Origin of the sequence: Vibrio makurazakiensis (assembly GCF_050337375.1) — a bacterium.
In the GTDB taxonomy this organism is placed as follows: Bacteria; Pseudomonadota; Gammaproteobacteria; order Enterobacterales; family Vibrionaceae; genus Vibrio; species Vibrio makurazakiensis.
In genome coordinates, this window is sequence record NZ_JAKJSW010000073.1 from 1 (window position 1) to 19,327 (window position 19,327).

Annotated in this window: 16 protein-coding genes; 10 read left to right on the plus strand and 6 right to left on the minus strand. The window is 42.9% G+C overall.

Annotated elements, in window-relative coordinates:
• The 9 genes from L4C33_RS10305 to L4C33_RS10345 form a co-directional block, all read left to right on the plus strand.
• The coding region (locus L4C33_RS10305) for an HD-GYP domain-containing protein (RefSeq protein WP_428812352.1) at positions 1 to 611 on the plus strand (611 nt) is incomplete at its 5' end.
• A gap of 15 nt (positions 612 to 626) precedes the next feature.
• A complete protein-coding gene (locus tag L4C33_RS10310; RefSeq protein ID WP_428812353.1) occupies positions 627 to 4,292 on the plus strand; it encodes a hybrid sensor histidine kinase/response regulator in 3,666 nt (1,221 codons plus the stop codon).
• A 309-nt stretch (positions 4,293 to 4,601) separates the two neighbouring features.
• Positions 4,602 to 5,573, plus strand: coding sequence for a tripartite tricarboxylate transporter substrate binding protein (locus tag L4C33_RS10315; protein WP_428812354.1), 972 nt, complete (start codon positions 4,602 to 4,604; stop codon positions 5,571 to 5,573).
• Between the two features lie 220 nt (positions 5,574 to 5,793).
• Positions 5,794 to 6,291 (plus strand): tripartite tricarboxylate transporter TctB family protein, encoded by a 498-nt coding sequence (locus tag L4C33_RS10320; protein WP_428812355.1) that lies wholly within the window; start codon positions 5,794 to 5,796, stop codon positions 6,289 to 6,291.
• Positions 6,292 to 6,301: 10 nt separating this feature from the next.
• A complete protein-coding gene (locus tag L4C33_RS10325) occupies positions 6,302 to 7,822 on the plus strand; it encodes a tripartite tricarboxylate transporter permease (protein WP_428812356.1) in 1,521 nt (506 codons plus the stop codon).
• A 251-nt stretch (positions 7,823 to 8,073) separates the two neighbouring features.
• Positions 8,074 to 8,838: a sulfite exporter TauE/SafE family protein gene (locus tag L4C33_RS10330; protein ID WP_428812357.1), complete on the plus strand. Its 765-nt coding sequence runs from the start codon at positions 8,074 to 8,076 to the stop codon at positions 8,836 to 8,838.
• Positions 8,839 to 8,937: 99 nt separating this feature from the next.
• The gene (locus L4C33_RS10335) at positions 8,938 to 9,690 is read left to right on the plus strand and encodes a substrate-binding periplasmic protein (protein ID WP_428812358.1); all 753 of its coding nucleotides are present in this window, start codon (positions 8,938 to 8,940) and stop codon (positions 9,688 to 9,690) included.
• 258 nt (positions 9,691 to 9,948) lie between these two features.
• Positions 9,949 to 11,097 carry an HD-GYP domain-containing protein gene (locus L4C33_RS10340; protein ID WP_428812359.1) on the plus strand — a complete coding sequence of 383 codons (1,149 nt, stop codon included), beginning with the start codon at positions 9,949 to 9,951 and terminating at the stop codon, positions 11,095 to 11,097.
• A 103-nt stretch (positions 11,098 to 11,200) separates the two neighbouring features.
• Positions 11,201 to 11,641, plus strand: a complete 441-nt coding sequence (locus L4C33_RS10345) for a YtoQ family protein (RefSeq protein ID WP_428812360.1) — start codon at positions 11,201 to 11,203, stop codon at positions 11,639 to 11,641.
• A gap of 119 nt (positions 11,642 to 11,760) precedes the next feature.
• On the opposite strand, the gene L4C33_RS10350 is transcribed toward L4C33_RS10345, so the two are convergent.
• Positions 11,761 to 12,648 carry a helix-turn-helix domain-containing protein gene (locus tag L4C33_RS10350; RefSeq protein ID WP_428812361.1) on the minus strand — a complete coding sequence of 296 codons (888 nt, stop codon included), beginning with the start codon at positions 12,646 to 12,648 and terminating at the stop codon, positions 11,761 to 11,763.
• Positions 12,649 to 13,260: 612 nt separating this feature from the next.
• Between L4C33_RS10350 and L4C33_RS10355 the strand changes: the two genes are divergently transcribed.
• Complete coding sequence (locus L4C33_RS10355; protein WP_428812362.1) at positions 13,261 to 13,452, plus strand: hypothetical protein; 192 nt, start codon at positions 13,261 to 13,263, stop codon at positions 13,450 to 13,452.
• Positions 13,453 to 13,549: 97 nt separating this feature from the next.
• Here the strand turns inward: L4C33_RS10355 and gnd are convergent, their stop codons facing one another.
• The 5 genes from gnd to L4C33_RS10380 all read right to left on the minus strand — a co-directional run.
• Entirely contained in the window at positions 13,550 to 14,998 is a 1,449-nt protein-coding gene (gnd, locus tag L4C33_RS10360; RefSeq protein ID WP_239715997.1) for a decarboxylating NADP(+)-dependent phosphogluconate dehydrogenase, read from the minus strand.
• Positions 14,999 to 15,026: 28 nt separating this feature from the next.
• Positions 15,027 to 15,743, minus strand: a complete 717-nt coding sequence (gene pgl, locus L4C33_RS10365; protein WP_428812363.1) for a 6-phosphogluconolactonase — start codon at positions 15,741 to 15,743, stop codon at positions 15,027 to 15,029.
• Positions 15,740 to 17,242 (minus strand): glucose-6-phosphate dehydrogenase, encoded by a 1,503-nt coding sequence (gene zwf, locus L4C33_RS10370; protein WP_428812366.1) that lies wholly within the window; start codon positions 17,240 to 17,242, stop codon positions 15,740 to 15,742. The genes pgl and zwf overlap by 4 nt, the downstream gene beginning before the upstream one ends.
• A 372-nt stretch (positions 17,243 to 17,614) precedes the next feature.
• Positions 17,615 to 18,304: a response regulator gene (locus L4C33_RS10375; RefSeq protein WP_428812364.1), complete on the minus strand. Its 690-nt coding sequence runs from the start codon at positions 18,302 to 18,304 to the stop codon at positions 17,615 to 17,617.
• A partial coding sequence (locus L4C33_RS10380) for a sensor histidine kinase (RefSeq protein ID WP_428812365.1) occupies positions 18,301 to 19,327 on the minus strand: 1,027 nt, incomplete at its 5' end. The genes L4C33_RS10380 and L4C33_RS10375, both read right to left, overlap by 4 nt.

The following is a 19,327-nucleotide window of genomic DNA, read 5'->3' on the forward strand; positions in this document are numbered from 1 at the left end:
CACTTGAACTTAGCCGATTAGAAATTATCCGTAAGCTTGGTCGTGCGGCTGAATATAAAGACAATGAAACGGGTATGCACGTTGTAAGAATGAGTTATTACTCAAAGATTCTGGCTTTACAGCTTGATGTAAGTGACCGCTGGGCTGAATTACTGTTCCAGGCAGCTCCAATGCATGACATTGGGAAAATTGGTATTCCAGATCATATCTTAGGAAAACCCGGTAAGCTCGATGCTGAAGAGTGGGCAATCATGCAAACACACGTCACTATCGGTGGTGACATCATCGGAGACAACGAGTCTGAGCTATTGCAGATTGCTCAAGAAATCGCTTTATACCATCATGAAAAATGGGATGGTAGTGGTTACCCTCATAAATTAAGTGGGACTGATATTCCGCTCAGTGCACGTATTGTTGCCATTGCAGACGTATTTGACGCGTTAACTAGCGAACGTCCGTATAAAAATGCTTGGCCAATTGAAAAAGCAATCGGGCTCATTCAAGAAGAAGCGGGTAAGCATTTCGACCCGACCTTAGTTCCTATCTTTGTAAATCAGCTCGATGAAATGCTTTCTATCAAAGACTCTTTCACTGACGAAATAGAACATTAATCTCTTAGGTATTCTATGAACACTGTTTCTCGCTTTGCTTCTGATTCGAAAAAAATACTTGTCGCCTTTGTAGTTTCAACCTTAATACTGTTCTCGGTAGCCGCTGCAAGTTGGGTAAATCTAAACAACCGTTTTCAAGGTATTGAGGACTATGCATTAAGTACCCAACTACTCACTTCACTGGATAAGTTGAGAGTTTATGAACTGACCTTTAGTAACGATGCAACACTAAAAGCAGCCACTATGGTACTTACTGAGGCAGACGATACTTCCGCGCTTGCAGAAGCCTTTTCATCTGCGCACGACAATCCTCTCGTTACTTCATTACTCGAAGAGTACCTTTCTGAGTTTGATCAGTATGTAGACTTAGTTAGTTTGAGTGTTCAAACACGATCATTGATGGATCAAAAATCTCTTGAAGCAACACAACTTCTGGTCGACATGCAATCCTCACATAAGAGTACCATTGGCCAAGTAACCCAAGAGGTCAAAGCATTAAGGCAGCATGCGGTCGCACAAGCTGACTTAACAATGAAGTCCAACTGGCTATCAACTATTAGTGCTAACATCCAAAATCTAGAAAAGGAGTATCTACTTAACCCTACTCCCAGAGCCTATTCAGCGGTTAAACTAGAACTTCAAAAAATGGCATCTTTAATTGTTCAGCTTAATACTGAGCTTGTCGACCCAAATGCCCAGCAAAAGCTTCAAACCGTCAATCAGGCAAAGAATCGTTACTTAACCAACCTAATCCAGTTGCAAGGGCTGTCTAGCCAGACAGCAGCACTCAAGCAAGCCATTATCAAGCAGATCTCCAGAAACGGCATGGAACTGTCTAGGGCGACGAGTAAGTTAAGTGAACAGCAGCAACTGCTTCTGTCCCATGCAAATGAAGGGGTGGCTAGTGCGCAAGCTCACCTTTCTTCACAGCTTACCGTTGGTGAAAACTTATTAGTTGTTCAAACTCTACTTAGCCAATCTAAGCAGCTAAATAGAGACTTTTTGCTCGCGGATCAAACCAAGCAACAAGTCATTGCAACGCAAGTTTCTGATTTAATAAATGAAATGCAAGCAACGTCGCTTTCAGCACGAAAGCTGTTGACCATGTACGCCCCTGACATGAATGTGACGGCATTCGACGATCATGTCACTGTTTATGAAGAAGAGTTCAACACTCTGGCATCTGCCCAAGCTCAGAGCCATGATGTTCTCGCTCGAATGAATAGTCATTTCAAAGAAGTGCATCAATTGGTTTCTGCTGTTTATCTAGCTGAGAGCGATAACGTTAATAGTGCTAGTAGCTTCTCTTTACACTTAGCGATTGGTGGCTTGATATTCTTCGTAATTGTGATGCTAATGGGCATACTTGCGAACAAAGCTCACTCTGCACTCGAACATTTTGCCAATAACCTAGCGATTGCACGCGATGAAGCTGATGCCGCTAACCACGCTAAATCTGACTTCTTGGCTAATATGAGCCATGAAATACGAACTCCAATGAACGCTATAATTGGAATGAGCTACCTAGCGTTAAAAACAGATCTCACAAAAGCTCAGCGCAACTACATTCATAAAGTAAAACTCTCTTCAGACTCCCTACTCGGTTTGATTAACGACATCTTAGATTTTTCTAAGATCGAGGCTGGTAAGCTTGATATCGAAAACGTTGATTTCCATTTAGAAAATGTCCTAGACAACATTACCAACCTTGTAGGATTAAGAGCCTCAGAACGAGGATTAGAGTTACTGATCCAGGTCGATCGTGACGTGCCAACTAATTTGATTGGCGACCCACTGCGTCTTGGACAAATACTGATCAACCTAAGTAATAACGCCGTAAAATTCACTGAAAAAGGCGAAGTTAAAATCGCTATTTCAGTAGAAGAACGTGACGGTGACCATGTAAAACTCAATTTTGCAGTGTCTGACAGCGGTATAGGTATGACTCAAGAGCAAGCTGCAAAACTGTTTAACAAGTTCACACAGGCAGACTCCTCAACAACCCGTAAGTACGGTGGTACAGGGTTAGGTCTAGCGATCAGTAAAGAGCTATCTCAATTAATGGGTGGTGACATTAAAGTCACGACCGAACTGGGTAAAGGCTCTACATTCTCGTTTTCTATTGCGACGACAATCAGTCAGTCTTTAACTCAACCCCGCGTTGTAGTACCGACTCAGTTAGACCACATTAAAGTACTTGTTGTTGACGATAACGCGAGTGCTCGATTGATTGTTGGCGACTTACTAGAATCTTTAAACTTCACGCCTATTCTCACTGCCTCTGTTGATGAAGCGTTAGCTGAGCTTCAACAAGCAGAAGAACAAAACCAACCATTTGATCTGGTCATTTCTGATTGGAAGATGCCAAGAAAGGATGGTGTCGATTTAATTGACGCGATACATAACGAAATCCAATTCGAAAATCCACCTAAATTGATGATGTTAACCGCTTACGGGCGTGAAGAGCTGGCTGATGCGTTACAAAAACGTGGGCTTAGCGTTCCTAGTATCTTGGACAAACCAATCACATCATCACACTTGTTTGATGCCATAATTTCCTTGTATGGGCTAGAAGATGGTCGAGTTTCCCGAAGCGAAATTGAACAGCAAACGCAGCTTGCCAATGTGCAACAGCTGGCGGGCGCAAACATCTTGTTGGTTGAAGATAATGAAATAAACCAAGAGCTCGCAACTGAGCTGCTTGAAGGGCAACAAATTAAAGTGACCATCGCAGAGAACGGCCAGCAAGCGATTGAGCTTTATCAACAAGCCGTAGCCAGCAAACAACCTTACGATGGTATTTTGATGGACTGTCAAATGCCGATCATGGATGGCTACGAAGCAACGGAACACATTCGCCAAAAGCTTAATGACTCCCAAGTTCCTATTATCGCAATGACAGCCAACGTGATGGAACGAGATAAAGAAAAAGCACTTAATTGTGGTATGAGTGACATTATCGCGAAGCCAATCGACGTAGGTTCTATGTTTGCGACGCTTGCAAGTTGGGTTTCCCCTGCGCAACCTGAAGCCTTAACGGTTAGCTCAGAAGAACAAACCGATCATTCATCTGATCTGGATTTATCAGTTGTTCTATCTTCGGTCGACGGTTTAGATACCAAACTTGGGTTAATGAGAGCCAATGAAAACCATCAGCTTTATCTTAAACTTATCAACCGTTTTACAGACACCTACTCCACTAATGAAGCATTAACACAAGGGCTTAATAGTGCAGAGCATCAACGATATCTTCATACATTGAAGGGCGTTTCAGGGAATTTAGGGGCAATGGATCTGCATCAAGCCTGCGAGCAGCTCGAATCAGACCCAAGTAACGAATCACTGCAAGCTACCGTGATGCAAGCAACTGTAACTTTAACTTCTCAGCTTCAGGAAGCTTTAGACAGCGAGGCGCTAGCGGAACAATTGAGTTCGTCAGAACAAACTGGTTCAGAGCCGAATGACTCGAGCACTATACAAGCTGATCTCGATATTTATAATCAGTTAGTTGAAGCCGTTAGAAATGACGATACCGACGCTTTGTCGATCACTCTAGAAATAGAAGATAGTGCCGTTCTTGGTCTTTCTCATCCAGAATACAAGCAGCTAGAAAATGCTTTGGAAGAGTTCGACTTCGAAGGGGCACTCGAAATACTCCAACACTCTTCGTTATCGACATAAGGTATACACACTACCCTAACCCACTTAAAAGGAGCGCATAGCTCCTTTTTCGTTTCTAGTGTCCAACATATAGGCTCTATATTGTAATTTTCGAGTCGGAAGCAGCTTACTCACCACCCTGTGAACTTTATGAACAAAACCTTCTAAATGTTCTTTATTCTCAATATCACCACATTAAAGACAAAGTTGTAACATCACGTTAACTTTATAAGCATCTGCTCAACGAGGATTTATTCCAAACGTTTAGTACGACAAATAAAGCATAAGTGTCAGTCAACGAGCTGACACATCACATAAGGAACGTGAATCATGTTTAAGGCACTAAAACCAACACTAGCAGCATCAGTCATCGCAGCTACATTTTCATTCAGCTCTTTTGCTGCCGATGTTGAAAAAATCCATTTCTTAATCCCTGGCGGCGCTGGTGGTGGTTGGGATATGACAGCTCGTGGTACTGGTGATGTTCTAGTTAAATCAGATATCGTAGAAAACGTCTCTTTCCAAAACCTTTCTGGTGGCGGTGGCGGTAAAGCTATTGCACACCTTATTGAAACGGCTAAACGCCAAGAAGATACTTTGATGGTGAACTCAACGCCTATCGTTGTACGTTCTCTTACTGGTATTTTCCCTCAATCTTTCCGTGATTTAACACCTGTAGCTGCAACCATTGCCGATTACGGCGCAATCGTAGCTTCTGCAGATTCTAAGTACGACTCTTGGGAAGACGTAGTTAAAGAATTCGAATCTAACCCTCGTAAAGTTAAAATCGCTGGCGGTTCAGCTCGTGGCAGTATGGATCACCTGGTTGTAGCTGCTGCTTTTAAAGGTGAAGGTTTCGACGCTAAGAAAGTTCGCTACATCGCATACGATGCTGGCGGTAAGGCAATGGCAGCCCTACTTTCTGGTGAAACTCAGCTTCTATCAACAGGCCTTGGCGAAGTTCTAGAAATGTCTAAGTCTGGACAAGTTAAAGTTCTAGCGGTTACCGCTCCTAAACGTCTAGACGCAGCGCCAAACATCCCAACTCTAACTGAGTACGGCAATGAAACAGTATTTGCTAACTGGCGTGGTTTCTTCGCTGCTCCAAATACTGATCAAGCGAAGATCGACGAGTGGAACCAAGCTCTGAACAAAATGTACAAAACTGATGAATGGCAAGTTGTTCGTGACCGTAACGGTTGGATTGACAACTACAAAGGCGACAAAGACTTCTACGCATTCCTAGAAGACCAAGAGAAACAAATGGGTGACCTAATGCGCGAGCTAGGCTTCCTTAAGTAACACCCTGATGCTTTAGGGCTGGAAACGGCCCTATTAGTTTCAACTAAGTTAAAACAGTTTCGCCGTACATGAGTTAACCTCGAAAAACTCCTTTGTTTATTAGTAGGTCCTTTGACTAGCAGCAAATCACCTACCTTTCGTTAATGACCCCGAATCTTCTCATTGACTCGCTTATGTACGGCTTTTTTTATTCCCCTATACCACGCAAACGGAGTTGGATATGTCGGATTTGCCAACCAAACTATTAAGTAAAGAGTATCTACTATGCCGCGATCGAGTCGGTGCAATGATCTTTTTACTCGTGTGCCTTTGTTACGGCTACCAAACCACGCTCATCCCCCTATTCCCTGGCGACGAATACGAACCCTTTACGGCTCGCACCCTGCCAATCTTATTAACCTTTGCGGGTATTGGCTTATCGCTTCTGTTACTAGTTACTGGTCAAGCTGACGAAGAAAGCGGTGCTGTTTCCGATTTTGATTGGAAACTACTCATTGGCTTCTTAATACTAATGGCTTTATACGGTGTCGGCCTGACTTACCTTGGCTTTGTACTCGCTACAGGGTTTTTCTTGCTTGCAGGTTTTTACCTACTTGGTGAGCGCCGTAAACCGATTCTATTTGGGGCATCATTCCCGTTTGTTATCGCGTTTTACCTTCTACTGACTCAAGGTTTAGATATTTACCTAGAGCCAGGTCTAATCTTTACTCTTTGGTAGGAATAACATTATGTTAGATGGAATTTTACAAGGACTTTCTACCGCAGTTATGCCGATGAACATCATGATGGTGATCGTAGGCTGTTTTGTCGGTACTTTCATTGGCATGTTGCCTGGTCTAGGGCCTATCTCTGCTATTGCACTGATGATCCCAATCACTTACGGTCTAGACCCTTCTTCAGGTCTTATTCTGATGGCCGGCGTATACTACGGTGCGGTATTCGGTGGCTCTACATCGTCAATTTTGATTAATGCTCCCGGCTGTTCTTCTACAGTTGTAACAGCATTCGACGGCTACCCAATGGCACAAAAAGGCCAAGCAGGTAAAGCTTTAGCACTGGCTGCTTACTCTTCTTTTACTGGTGGTACGCTTTCAGCAATCATGCTTCTTATTGCGGCACCAGCCCTAGCAAGTGTTTCACTAAGTTTCCAATCTTCAGACTACTTCGCTCTGATGCTACTAGGCTTGTCTGCGGTAGCGGCTTTTGCTGGCCCAGGTCAGGTTGTTAAAGCGTGGATGATGACTATTCTTGGCTTAATGCTATCGACCGTTGGTATTGATAAAGGTGTGGGCGTAGAGCGCTTTACATTCGGTTTGACTGACCTAATGGATGGTTTCAGCTTCCTTCTACTTGCAATGGCAACATTCGCACTAGGTGAGACCTTAATGGGTATTCTTAAGCCAGAGAAAGACACGAGTGGCGAAGAAAGCCAAAAAATGTCTGACATTGGTAGCATGAAGGTCACCAAAGAGGAGTTTAAAGAAGTCGCTCCGGTTTCTATTCGTTCATCTATCCTTGGATTTTTCACAGGTGTTCTACCCGGTGCGGGGGCAACCATCGCAGCATTCCTAAGCTATGGTATGGAACGTAGCCTAGCGCCAAAAGATAAACAGAAAGAGTTTGGTAAAGGCAGCATTCGTGGTCTTGTGGCTCCAGAATCAGCGAACAATGCCGCATCAAGTGGTTCATTTGTACCGCTACTAACCTTAGGTATTCCAGGTTCAGGTACAACAGCAATCATGCTTGGCGCATTAATCGCTTATGGTATTCAACCTGGCCCACGCCTTTTTGTTGAGCACCCAGACGTATTTTGGTCAGTCATCATCTCTATGTACTTCGGTAATATTGTATTAGTGATCCTGAACTTACCTTTGATCCCTTATATTTCTAAGTTACTCGCTGTGCCTAGAACGGTTCTACTACCTATGATTTTGTTCTTCTCAATTACAGGTGTGTACTTAGTATCGTTTAACACGATGGATGTCTTCATCATGTTGATGGTCGCAATGGCTGCTATCGCGCTCAGGTTAGCTAACTTCCCTCTCGCACCACTCTTGCTCGGTTTCATTTTGGGCGGATTGATGGAAGAAAACTTAAGACGCGCATTAATGATTGCAGACGGCGAATTGAGTTTCCTATGGGAACGCCCAATCACTATGACATTTACGATATTGGCTGTGTTAGTACTAAGTAGCCCTATATTCTTGAACCTATTTAAAAAGTTCAGAGCAAAACCAGTAGAAGCATAACCCCTATGTTGTGCGTCTTCTTAAAGGCACAAAACAACATTAATGCTTAAAATCCAAAAGGAGCGATTTCGCTCCTTTTTCTTTTTTATTCCCCTATTCGGGATTCTAATTTTAGCATCTACCTCATGGGAACTTATTCCCTAGTCAGCGTCGTAAGTTTGAAAACTTGTGAATACGAACAGAAAATCAACCTGATACCAATCTTAATATCAAGTATTGTATACAATCCCTAACAAACTCTCGGTAACCAAGTGGACTGGATCATTCTATTTCTAGCAGGTGTAATAGGCGGCATACTTAACTCTATCGCGGGTGGTGGCAGCTTTATTACTTTCCCCGCATTGCTGTTTGCTGGTGTACCGCCTATTGCGGCGAATGCAACCAATACGTTTGCCTCTTGTGCTGGCTACATGAGCGGCGCATACGCACTAAAAAATGAAATAGTAACCGGAACCAAACAATTAAAGCTCACCATCATTCTAAGCATTTTGGGCGGTGCTATTGGCGCTTTTCTTTTGCTTAACACGCCCGAAGCTGTTTTTACTCAATCTGTACCTTGGTTGCTTCTCTTCGCCACCCTTCTGTTTATCTTCGGTGGCAAACTCAACAGTGCACTAAAAAGAACAACATCAAAACACAAGCACGCAACACAAGCTGGTGTGTTTTTCTCGGGGCTGTTTTTGTTAGTGGTCTGTATATATGGCGGATATTTTAATGCAGGATTAGGGATAGTAACGCTAAGCTATTTGGCACTTGCTGGTTACACCAATATCACAGTGATGAACGGCATAAAGTTATTGATCTCAGCTTGTGCATCTTTTGCTGCTATTTTATTTTTTATTATCAATGGATCAATCGATTGGTCACTCGGCACTGCTACGCTAGTTGGCACTCTTGTGGGCGGCTACTATTCAGCAAGGATCTCTCGGGGAATATCACCTCAGCACATCCGACTAACAGTAACCATTGCTAGCGTACTAATTACCGGTTACTTTTTTATCTCAACTTACCTTTAATTACCTAACTCAGTAACGCTTTGCTAAACCAATACATGGGAACAAACTCATTCGTTGGACTATTCTACTAATAAGACTTAACACAGTTATTGGTAGCTTATGCGTATCCTAATGATCCAAACTCTCATCTTGCTTTTATTATTAGCTTCTACGGTTTCAGCGTCCCCTCAGGTTATTACCTTGGCCAATGGCGAATGGGCTCCCTATCAATCTAAAAACCTCCTCCACTCTGGTTTCGTCTCTCGTATTGTTCTAGAAGCCTTTGCCGAAGAAGGCTATACGGTGGAGTTTGATTACATGCCATGGATGCGAGGAGTCGAAAAAGCAAAATTAGGCGATGTGGAAGGTACGTTTATTTGGGCACATAGCCCTGTAAGAGAGAAGTACTTCCACTTTTCAGATCCTGTACTTACTCTAACCACCTCTTTATTCCATCGAAAAGACGAAAAGTTGGTGTGGGATAAACCTGAAGAYCTTCGGGATTACGCCATTGGTGGTGTGATCGGCTACGTATATGGCCTTGAAGAATTAGAAGAGCTTGGTACGTTACACATTAACAGGATCCCCAATGACACTGGGAATTACTATAAGCTGATTTCTGGTCGACTTGATATTGTTTTAGAGGATACCGATGTTGGCTATGATCTTATTAACCGACTAAAACTCGGTCGAGAAATTGAAGCTGATCCTAGAAAACTCAATGAACGAGAGTATGCGCTGATGATCTCTCGCCAATCCCCTAGAGCTGAAGAGTTAATCAGCGCATTTAATCGCGGTCTAAAGGTACTTAAAGAAGATGGTCGCTTGGAACGTTACAGACAGGCGTCAGTGAACGGCGAGTACAAAAAATAAACTTCATAGCCAATGGCTAATACGATGTAAAACAAAAACCTATAAGCGCTTAAGTAACTCCACCGCATAGGGAACTCTCAACGCCTATCTAACCATTACAACCACCGATTAACCACAATTTTAGTGATGCCAATAGGATTTATCAAAACGATTAGTTACATAACTGCTACATCATTGTTATTGTTATGTTCATAATTATAAAAGAACAAATAATCAATATATAACAATTACATATGCACAATAAAGGTTGGCACCTACATGTTTGATTACCCAGAAATCACTGCGCTTGCGGCACAAGATAAAGATATCGCCTCTATTTTAGATGACTTATTCAGGAGTGTTAATTCGACTTATCCAAGCCTCTCTCGATTCTCAATCGTTCTCACAGACCACACTAAAGCATCAAATTACTACGTTTATGATCTTCTAAGTAATACCGCGATATACGATTACAGTGAACAGGAACTCCATAGCCATTCCTCTTTGACCAATCTTGCTAACACAAAGAGTGTGCGTATTATTGATGACTTGTCTTCTATTCCATCAACACGAGTTCAACAGCTGTTAGCTATAGGGCATAGAAGCAGTTATACAACATCAATTCCTTACAAAGAGTCCAATCTCGGTTTCATTTTTGTCAATGCATCATCAACCGGGTTCTTTTCTGAACGCGAGCAAAAGCGCGACATTGAATTCTTTGCTCAGACGATCGCCAACCTTTTTATCCAACAGCATAACAACCAAATCCACTTTCAAAACTCACTCACCATCGCTCTTAATATGGGGCACGCCAGAGATCCTGAAACCAAAGAGCATTTGTTGAGAATGGGAAAGTACAGTGAACTCCTTGCGCGCATACTCTCTGACATATCGAAAGAGATATCACATCAGTTCGTCCACCGTATCCGCCTGTACGCACCATTCCATGATATTGGGAAATACCGTATTCCTGACGATGTTCTATTCAGTTCAAAACGATTCACACCCACCGATCGAGAAATCATGGAAAAGCATACGATTTTTGGAGAAGAAGTCATTGATGACGTTGTATCGATTACTGACTCTAATTCGATCTCGCGCAAAGAAGTTCAGTTCATCAAAAATATTGTCCGTCATCACCATGAACGATTCGATGGTTCAGGCTTACCAGACTCGCTAAGTTATCGAAACATCCCCCTTGAAGCACGCATCGTCACATTAGCAGACGTGTTTGATGCACTTCTTAGCCAAAGAGCATACAAAGAGGCGTGGTCTACAGCGAAAGTCATCGCGTATATTGAACACAACAGTGGCACTTTGTTTGACCCTGACTGCGTAAACGCTCTTACAAGCAACCTAGAGCTGTTTATTGAGATACGCGATCACTATCTTGATTCAAACTCCAATGAAAACGTTCTTGCCTGCTAAAGCGCTGATCAGGCAATCCAATCTMTCGCACTTATATCGTTAGGTTACTTTTATCAAATAAATTGTATACAATAGTAAAAACAATCATAAGTAAGGATACACAATGCTCTGGAAAGTCTATTTAAGTGGCGAGATTCACACAGATTGGCGCGATCAAATTATTCAAGGTTCGAAACGTCTTGATCTAAATATTGAGTTCTACTCTGCCAATACCGATCATGAGTCAAGCGATGCTGCAGGCGACCTATTACGTGAAAACAGCGAAGGGTTCTGGCGCGATCATCAGTCTTCCAAAGTGAATGCGATACGTACTAAAACTCTGATTAAGCAATGCGATATCGGTGTGGTTCGCTTTGGTGATAAATACCGTCAGTGGAACGCTGCATTTGATGCTGGAGTTCTATCAGCAATGGATAAACCTTTCATTACTTTGCACGATGAAACTCTGATCCACCCACTAAAAGAAGTGGATGCAGCGGCAATGGCGTGGGCTGAAACACCACAGCAAGTAGTGGAACTATTAAGCTATGTGGTAAACAAATAAGCTACGTAGTAAATAAATAGACGTCGCCAGTGACATAATATTTCGATTTCAAACGCACCTTTTAAATTACGTTTAGCGTGATGTTTTAGGTGCGTTTCTATTTGTTCCACCTTAGCTTATTAATTGAATCGGCTAAACTTCTTCCGATATTGACTAGGGGTTTGACGCTTATAATCTTTAAATAGACGATTAAAGTTGGCCTGGTTTCGATAGCCTACTTTTTCCGCCACAATATTTATCGGCAGGCTAGTATTCGTCAGCAAGTCCGATGCATGATTGAGCCGAAGCTTTTTAAGATACTGGCTAAAGCTTTCACTAAAATGTGACTCAAATAGCCGATGGATTGAACTCTCACTGATACACATTTCTTGAGCGAGTTCAGCCAAAGTCAGTGGAAGATGGTAGTTAGACTCAATATATTGAGTAAGTCTATCAATCCTCTCTACCTCAACTCGATTATTCGCATCACCAGTCTGACGTGCATACGACTGTAAGGTATGGCTACTTTTATCCATCACCAAGATAGAAAATGCTTTGAGTAAATCAGCTAGGTGTAAAATCGAAGACTGGTGTTGAAACTGACCTCCAAACATATGTTGGATAAGCTCAAATAGCTCCTCCCCAGTATCAACATTAAAAGCGAGGCCTTTTTCGGCTTTTTTTAAAAGATCTTCAAGCTTCCTAAGCTCAATACAGCTAAACATCATATTAGCGATCCAATCCTTTTTGAACCAAATACTATGACGCTGCGCTTGCTCTCCTTCACACACGTGTTCAACTTCAAATGCATGAGGTGTATTCGGAGCAATTAACCACAAGGTATTGTGCTCGACCTGCCCTTGGTAGTGACCTAAATAACCCTTACCACTGTAATGACGGTGAAGTACCAACTCGAACTCATGGTGGTAGTGCCAGTCGGCTTCTCCATTGCAATTGGATTCTTTTAAATAGCGCCACGATGAACCTAATCGCTGAGGGACTTTTTCCAATCTTGCTGTAGTCATCATTCCCCTAACTTCAGTATCGACGTTGAAAAGCATTAATTATTGACAGAATAGTACTATAAATAATCTTAAGTCCTACAAAATGATAAGAAAGTACCAAAAGTCGACGAGCCAGTACTAAAACTGATGAGTAAGAAACTTAGTCTAGCCCTGTTACCAAAGAGGGTTCAGTTATGAAAACGCTATCGAAACACATTAAACAACTCATCATCCACAATCGTACCGACTGGTTGGCTTTGATGACACAAGGATACGGCGTCGCCTATCCTAGTCTGTGGAAAGCGCTAGGTTACCAGTCTCAGAACGAATTCGAGGCAGATTATCATGCCAGCCTTTTGAGCTTACCCAACGCAAAAATAAACGAATAAACAATCACCTAATCTTCCCCCTATTTAGCGGCTTGGCCTAGTCAACCGAGTCGTTAGATTCCAGCATCCATTCCAACTATTTACCCCTTTTAAGCAGCCAAATATTAACTTTTAAAACTATCGTTAAATCCCATAAGAAGATTAATCCAGATCACCAAATCAGATTTTTTGATATCAATTTAGGTTAATTTTCAATCAACAGTGAGATACTTAAACCGTTGAAGGAAGACACCGTTTAGGGGGCAATATGAACACCAAATTAGGTCATGTTATGTCATCAAGTCGGCTTATCTGCTTTGTCGCTTTTCTCGCCGCTACCTTTGCATGGGTACTCAGCATGCCCGCACTGTTCTCTGTTTCAGTATTATTTCTAGTAGTTAGCGCAGTCATTTACGTGTTAGACCTACTGAAAAATAACGCCAAGGAAAAAGGAGCTTAACCCCTCTCTTCGATGTACCTCTTATTGCGTTATACAAACAAAAAAAGGATGCCAATTGGCATCCTTTTTGATATTCAATACTGAATCTAACGAACGATTATACGTCGTAAGTTGTAGAAGCAGTGTCGCCGCCTGTACCAGTCCAGTTTGTGTGGAAGAATTCACCACGTGGACGGTCAGTACGCTCATAAGTGTGAGCACCGAAGTAGTCACGCTGAGCTTGTAGAAGGTTAGCTGGCAGACGAGCTGTTGTGTAACCGTCTAAGAACGAAAGTGCAGAGATAGTACATGGCATTGGGATACCAGATTCTAGTGACTTCGCAGAAACCTTACGCCACGCTACTAGGCTGCTTTGTAGGATGTTCTTGAAGTACTCATCAGAGCCTAGGAATGCGATATCTGGGTTCGCTTCGTACGCATCACGGATGTTGCCTAGGAAAGCAGAACGGATGATACAACCGCCACGCCACATTAGAGCAACGTTACCGTAGTTTAGATCCCAACCATTTTCGTTCGACGCTTCACGCATAAGCATGAAACCTTGAGCGTAAGAAATGATCTTAGAAGCCAGTAGAGCTTGACGTAGTGCATCAACCCACTCTTGCTTGTCGCCTTCAACTGGAGTAATTGTCTTCTCGAACAAAGCTTCAGCTTCAACACGTTGGTCTTTAAGTGCAGACAGGCAACGAGAGAATACAGACTCAGAGATTAGAGTTAGTGGGATACCTAGGTCTAGTGCATTGATACCAGTCCACTTACCAGTACCTTTTTGGCCTGCAGTGTCTAGGATCTTCTCAACTAGAGCTTCACCGTCTTCATCTTTGTAGCCAAGGATGTCAGCAGTGATTTCAACTAGGTAGCTATCTAGCTCAGTCTTGTTCCAGTCAGCGAATACTGCTTGCATTTCGTCTGCAGACATACCAAGACCGTCTTTCATGAACTGGTATGCTTCAGTAATTAGCTGCATGTCACCATATTCGATGCCGTTGTGTACCATCTTAACGAAGTGACCAGCACCATCGTTACCAACCCAGTCACAACAAGGCTCACCAGCGTCAGTTTTTGCAGAAATACCTTGGAAGATTGGCTTAACCGCTTCCCAAGCTTCAGCCGCGCCGCCTGGCATGATTGAAGGACCGAAACGAGCACCTTCTTCACCACCAGATACACCAGTACCGATGAAGTGGATGCCTTTCTCACGACAATGCGCTACACGACGGTTAGTGTCTGGGTAGTTAGTGTTACCACCATCAATGATGATGTCGCCTTCGTCTAGAAGCGGGATTAGGTTTTCGATGAACGTGTCTACAACGTCACCAGCACGAACCATAAGCATCACTTTACGTGGCGCTTCTAGTTTCTCAACTAGCTCTTCTAGAGAGTAAGCACCAACAATGTTAGTACCTTTAGCTGGGCCTTCTAGGAACTCGTCTACTTTCGCAGCAGTACGGTTGTGAGCCACAACTTTGAAGCCGTGGTCGTTCATGTTTAGGATAAGGTTCTGACCCATTACTGCTAGGCCAATTACACCGATATCACCTTTCATTATTTTATCTCCTTGCGGCTAGTCACAATTATGCGATAGCACTTGCTGCATTTGAATCTAGGAACCACTCTGTTTCGCCAGTCTTAGACTGGATTTTTGCCGCCGGGTAAGGCAACTCTGAAGCAGGCGTAGTATGAATTTCTTTTACGATTTCAACTTTACCAGCGCCAAGCACTAGGTAGCTGATTCGCTTTGCTGCTTCTAAAACTTTTGCCGTTTTAGAAACACGGATTTGGCCAGACTCAGGGTGAGAAGCCAGTACAGATAAGTTCTCATCTTGGTAGTTAGTCACACCCGGGAATAATGAAGCAGTGTGGCCATCTGCGCCAACACCTAGCAGGATCCAATCAAAAACAGGCGTGCCGTTTTCTGTTGGGACCACATCTGCCATTTCTTTTGCGAAACGTTCTGCTTCTGCTTTAGGCTCATCTTCACCGCGAATACGGTGGATGTTTTCTGCTGGCAGGCTTACATTTGAAAATAGTAACGTGTTTGCTTCACCGAAATTGCTTTCAGCATCATCAGGTGCAACACAACGCTCGTCGCCCCACCAGAAGTGAAGGTTATTCCACTGAATGCCTTCTGCGTAAGGTGCTTGTGCAAGCAACTTGAAAAGCATTTTTGGTGTACTACCACCAGAAAGTGAAATATGAACGGCTTTACCCTGTTCGCTATACGCCTTCATTTCATTTGCTAGGTTTTCAACAACTAGCTCTGGCGTTTCAAAGATCTTGTGATTGATCATAATTCGCAGTAATCCGTGTCTGTTAAGTTCTTACATGGGAAACGCCATGCTCGGTCGTCTCTTTGAAGAAGCTCATCGGCTTCCTGAGGACCCCAAGTTCCGCAAGCGTAACCAAACAATGATTGAGGATCTTGTTTGAAATCTAAGATTGGCTGTACGTACTTCCAACATGCTTCTACTGCATCAGTACGTGCAAATAGAGTGGCATCACCGTTTAGTGCATCAAGAAGAAGACGCTCATACGCTGTTAGCATTTGAGTCTCTGGTAAGTCAGAGTAAGAGAAGTTCATTTTTACTTCTTTTGCTTTGAAACCAGCGCCAGGCTCTTTCAAACCAAAGCTCATCTGAATACCTTCGTCCGGTTGGATGCGGATAATCAGCTTGTTCTCTGGTGCGTCTTGACCAAATACTGGGTGCGGTGTGTTCTTAAAGTGAATCACAATTTCTGTTACACGTGTAGGTAAACGCTTACCAGTACGTACGTAGAAAGGAACACCATTCCAACGCCAGTTGTTGATATGAGCTTTTAGACCAATGTAAGTTTCAGTACGAGAGTCGTCTGCTACACCATTCTCTTCGCGGTAACCCAGTAGGTGCTGTCCACGAACGTCTGACGCTGTGTACTGACCTAGCACTAAGTCTTTGCGTAAATCATCTTCTTCAAGAGGCTTAAGACATTGCAGTACTTTGACCACTTCGTCACGGATAGAATCAGCGTTGATCTGTGCTGGCGGTTCCATACCAACCATCGCTAGTACTTGTAGCAAGTGGTTTTGGAACATATCGCGCACTGCGCCAGAGCCATCGTAATAGCCACCACGCTCTTCAACACCAAGGAACTCTGCACCTGTGATCTCAACGTAATCAATGAAGTTACGGTTCCACAGTGGTTCAAACATAGCGTTTGAGAAACGTAGAACAAGTAAGTTCTGAACGGTTTCTTTGCCCAGGTAGTGGTCAATACGGTAGATTTGGTGTTCTTGGAAGTGATGATGGATCTCTTCATCTAACTTTTGAGCAGACGCTAAATCGTAGCCAAACGGCTTTTCGATAATAAGACGGCGCCAACCGTTAGATTCGTCGTTCAAGCCATGAGCTGCAAGGTTTGCAGGGATCACGCCATAAAGACTTGGTGGAGTCGCTAGATAGAAAAGCGTGTTGTGATTTTCAAATTGATATTCTTTTTCAATTTGATCCAAACGCGTAGCTAGTCGAGCATAGTCGTCTATATCTGAAGTATTGATTGCTTGGTAATGCAAGTGCTCAATAAAAGCATCCAGAGTTTCAGGGACTGTTTTTTCCATTTCCTGAAGTGATTGCTTTAACTTTGCGCGATAAGACTCATCGCTGTAATCAGTACGACTAACACCTAAAATCGCAAAGGATTCTGGTAGCTGATTATTCGCATATAGGTGGTATAAAGCAGGGATCAGCTTACGGTAGGTTAAATCTCCCGATGCACCAAAAATTACGATGCTGCTGTTTTCAGGTATTACCATCATCTTTCCTATAAAAACAAGGTTTTCAGTATTCGCTGACAGTAGCAGCGAGATACAAAAATAGATAATAGGTCTTAACTATTACACTAATAGTTAACGCCTATAACTCTAGAAATGTGTTTGGTAAATGAAAGTGATCTATATCACTCTCGATACGGTTGCGTATTGTCTACGACTATTGAGTCTACATCAACCATTGTGAAGGCAATCGATTAAATAATGACTCATTTCTTTGCCAAAAAATTTAAAACGAGTAAAAAATCGGTCACTTTTATGAAAGGAGATGAGCAGTATTCACTGCTCATTTTTAGGGATGTTGTCTGGTCAGATTTGTTCGCTTAATTTGAGTAAGCGATTTCGTGCAGCTTGAAACTAGCGGGTTAACTTGTTGTAGCAACGCTCTGGGCGGCCAACCGTTCCGTAATTAAGATCGGCTTCTAATTCCCCTGCGGTGATCAAATATTCCAAATAACGTCTGGCCGTTGTTCGGCTCGCGCCAATCTTTTCGCCCGCTTCGTCTGCGGTGATTTTGATATCACCTTGAAAAATAGCTCGAATTTTATCTAGCGTTACTCCATCGATCCCTTTTGGTAAACGGTTACTCTGTACGGCATCAGAACCATTCGATGTTTGAAGCATTTTGTCGACAAGCCCTTGATCTAAGTTGGACACGTTGTCGATTTCTTGTCGTTGCGATTGGTACTTTTTTAGTGCTGACTCTAAGCGCGGGAACATAACGGGTTTCAAGAGATAATCCACCACCCCACCACGCATCGCTTGCTGTAAGGTTTCGACATCTCTTGCTGCGGTGATCAAGATAACATCACAACCTTGGTTACTTCCGCGAACCTTTGTCAAAATATCCAACCCTGATCCGTCAGGCAAATAGACATCAAGTAAAACCAAATCAGGTTTTAACACATCGAGCTGCATTTCAGCTTCGGCTTGGGTAGTAGCAATACCAATGACTTCAAAGCCGCCCATTTGGGTTAAATAGCGATGATGAAGCTCTGCGATTGCAATGTCATCTTCGATAATCATAACCCTGGTTAGCGAGCTCATTTTGCTTGTTCCTTCAACACACGTCCTTCCTTAAGCACAAGTTCTTCCTTCGGTAAATAGACCGTCATTCTTGTTCCATGGTCTTTATTGCTGACCATCTCTAATTGGCCATGATAGCGATCTGATAACTGTTTAATCAGATATAACCCGACGCCACGATTAGACGTCGCCTTACTAGAAACACCCTTTTCGGTTAATGAATCAATGGCCAGGCTTTGTGGCAGCCCGCACCCTCTGTCATCCACTTCAAGAATAATTTCATTCCCATAATCACTTACCGATACTTCAATGTTACGACGAGACTGGGCGATATGACCCTCAGTCTTTATCGACTCCATCGTTGCATCAAATGCATTATCAATCAGGTTACCTAATATAGTGACCACATCATCAGAGTTCAGCCATTCAGGTAAAGGTTCTAACCTTGAGCCCTCTTCCACTTTTAGCTCTAGTCCTAATTCACGTGCACGTTCTGTTTTACCTAGTAACATACCTGCAATTAGCGGGTCTTTTACCGTTTCACGCAAAAATTCAATCAGTACTTGATAGTGGGCTGTTTCCTGCCCTATTAAATGCTGAACAGACTCAAGTTCACCCATTTGAACCAAACCACTGATCGTATTTAATTTGTTTCGATGCTCATGGGTTTGAGAACGGAGCAAATCCGCATATTCACGAGTCTGGGATAATTGCTCGGTGAGGTCGTTGATTTCATCTCTTAAACGGAAACTCGACACCGCACCAACCACTTGACCATTAACGATAATAGGGCTTCGGTTGGCTATCAGTCGCTTCTTATTCAAAAACAACTCGATATCGTGGTCAGATTCACCACTCACCAATAAGTCTTCTAGGTCACTGCCCGGTAATACTTCTGAAAACTTTGTATTTAGTGCAGCGTCTCGGTCAATAGAAAGGATTTCACAGGCACTTTTATTGATCGAACGTAAGCAGCCATTAGAATCAATACTTAAAATACCTTCTTTGATCGTGCTTAAAGTAACGTCAAGCTCTACGTACAAA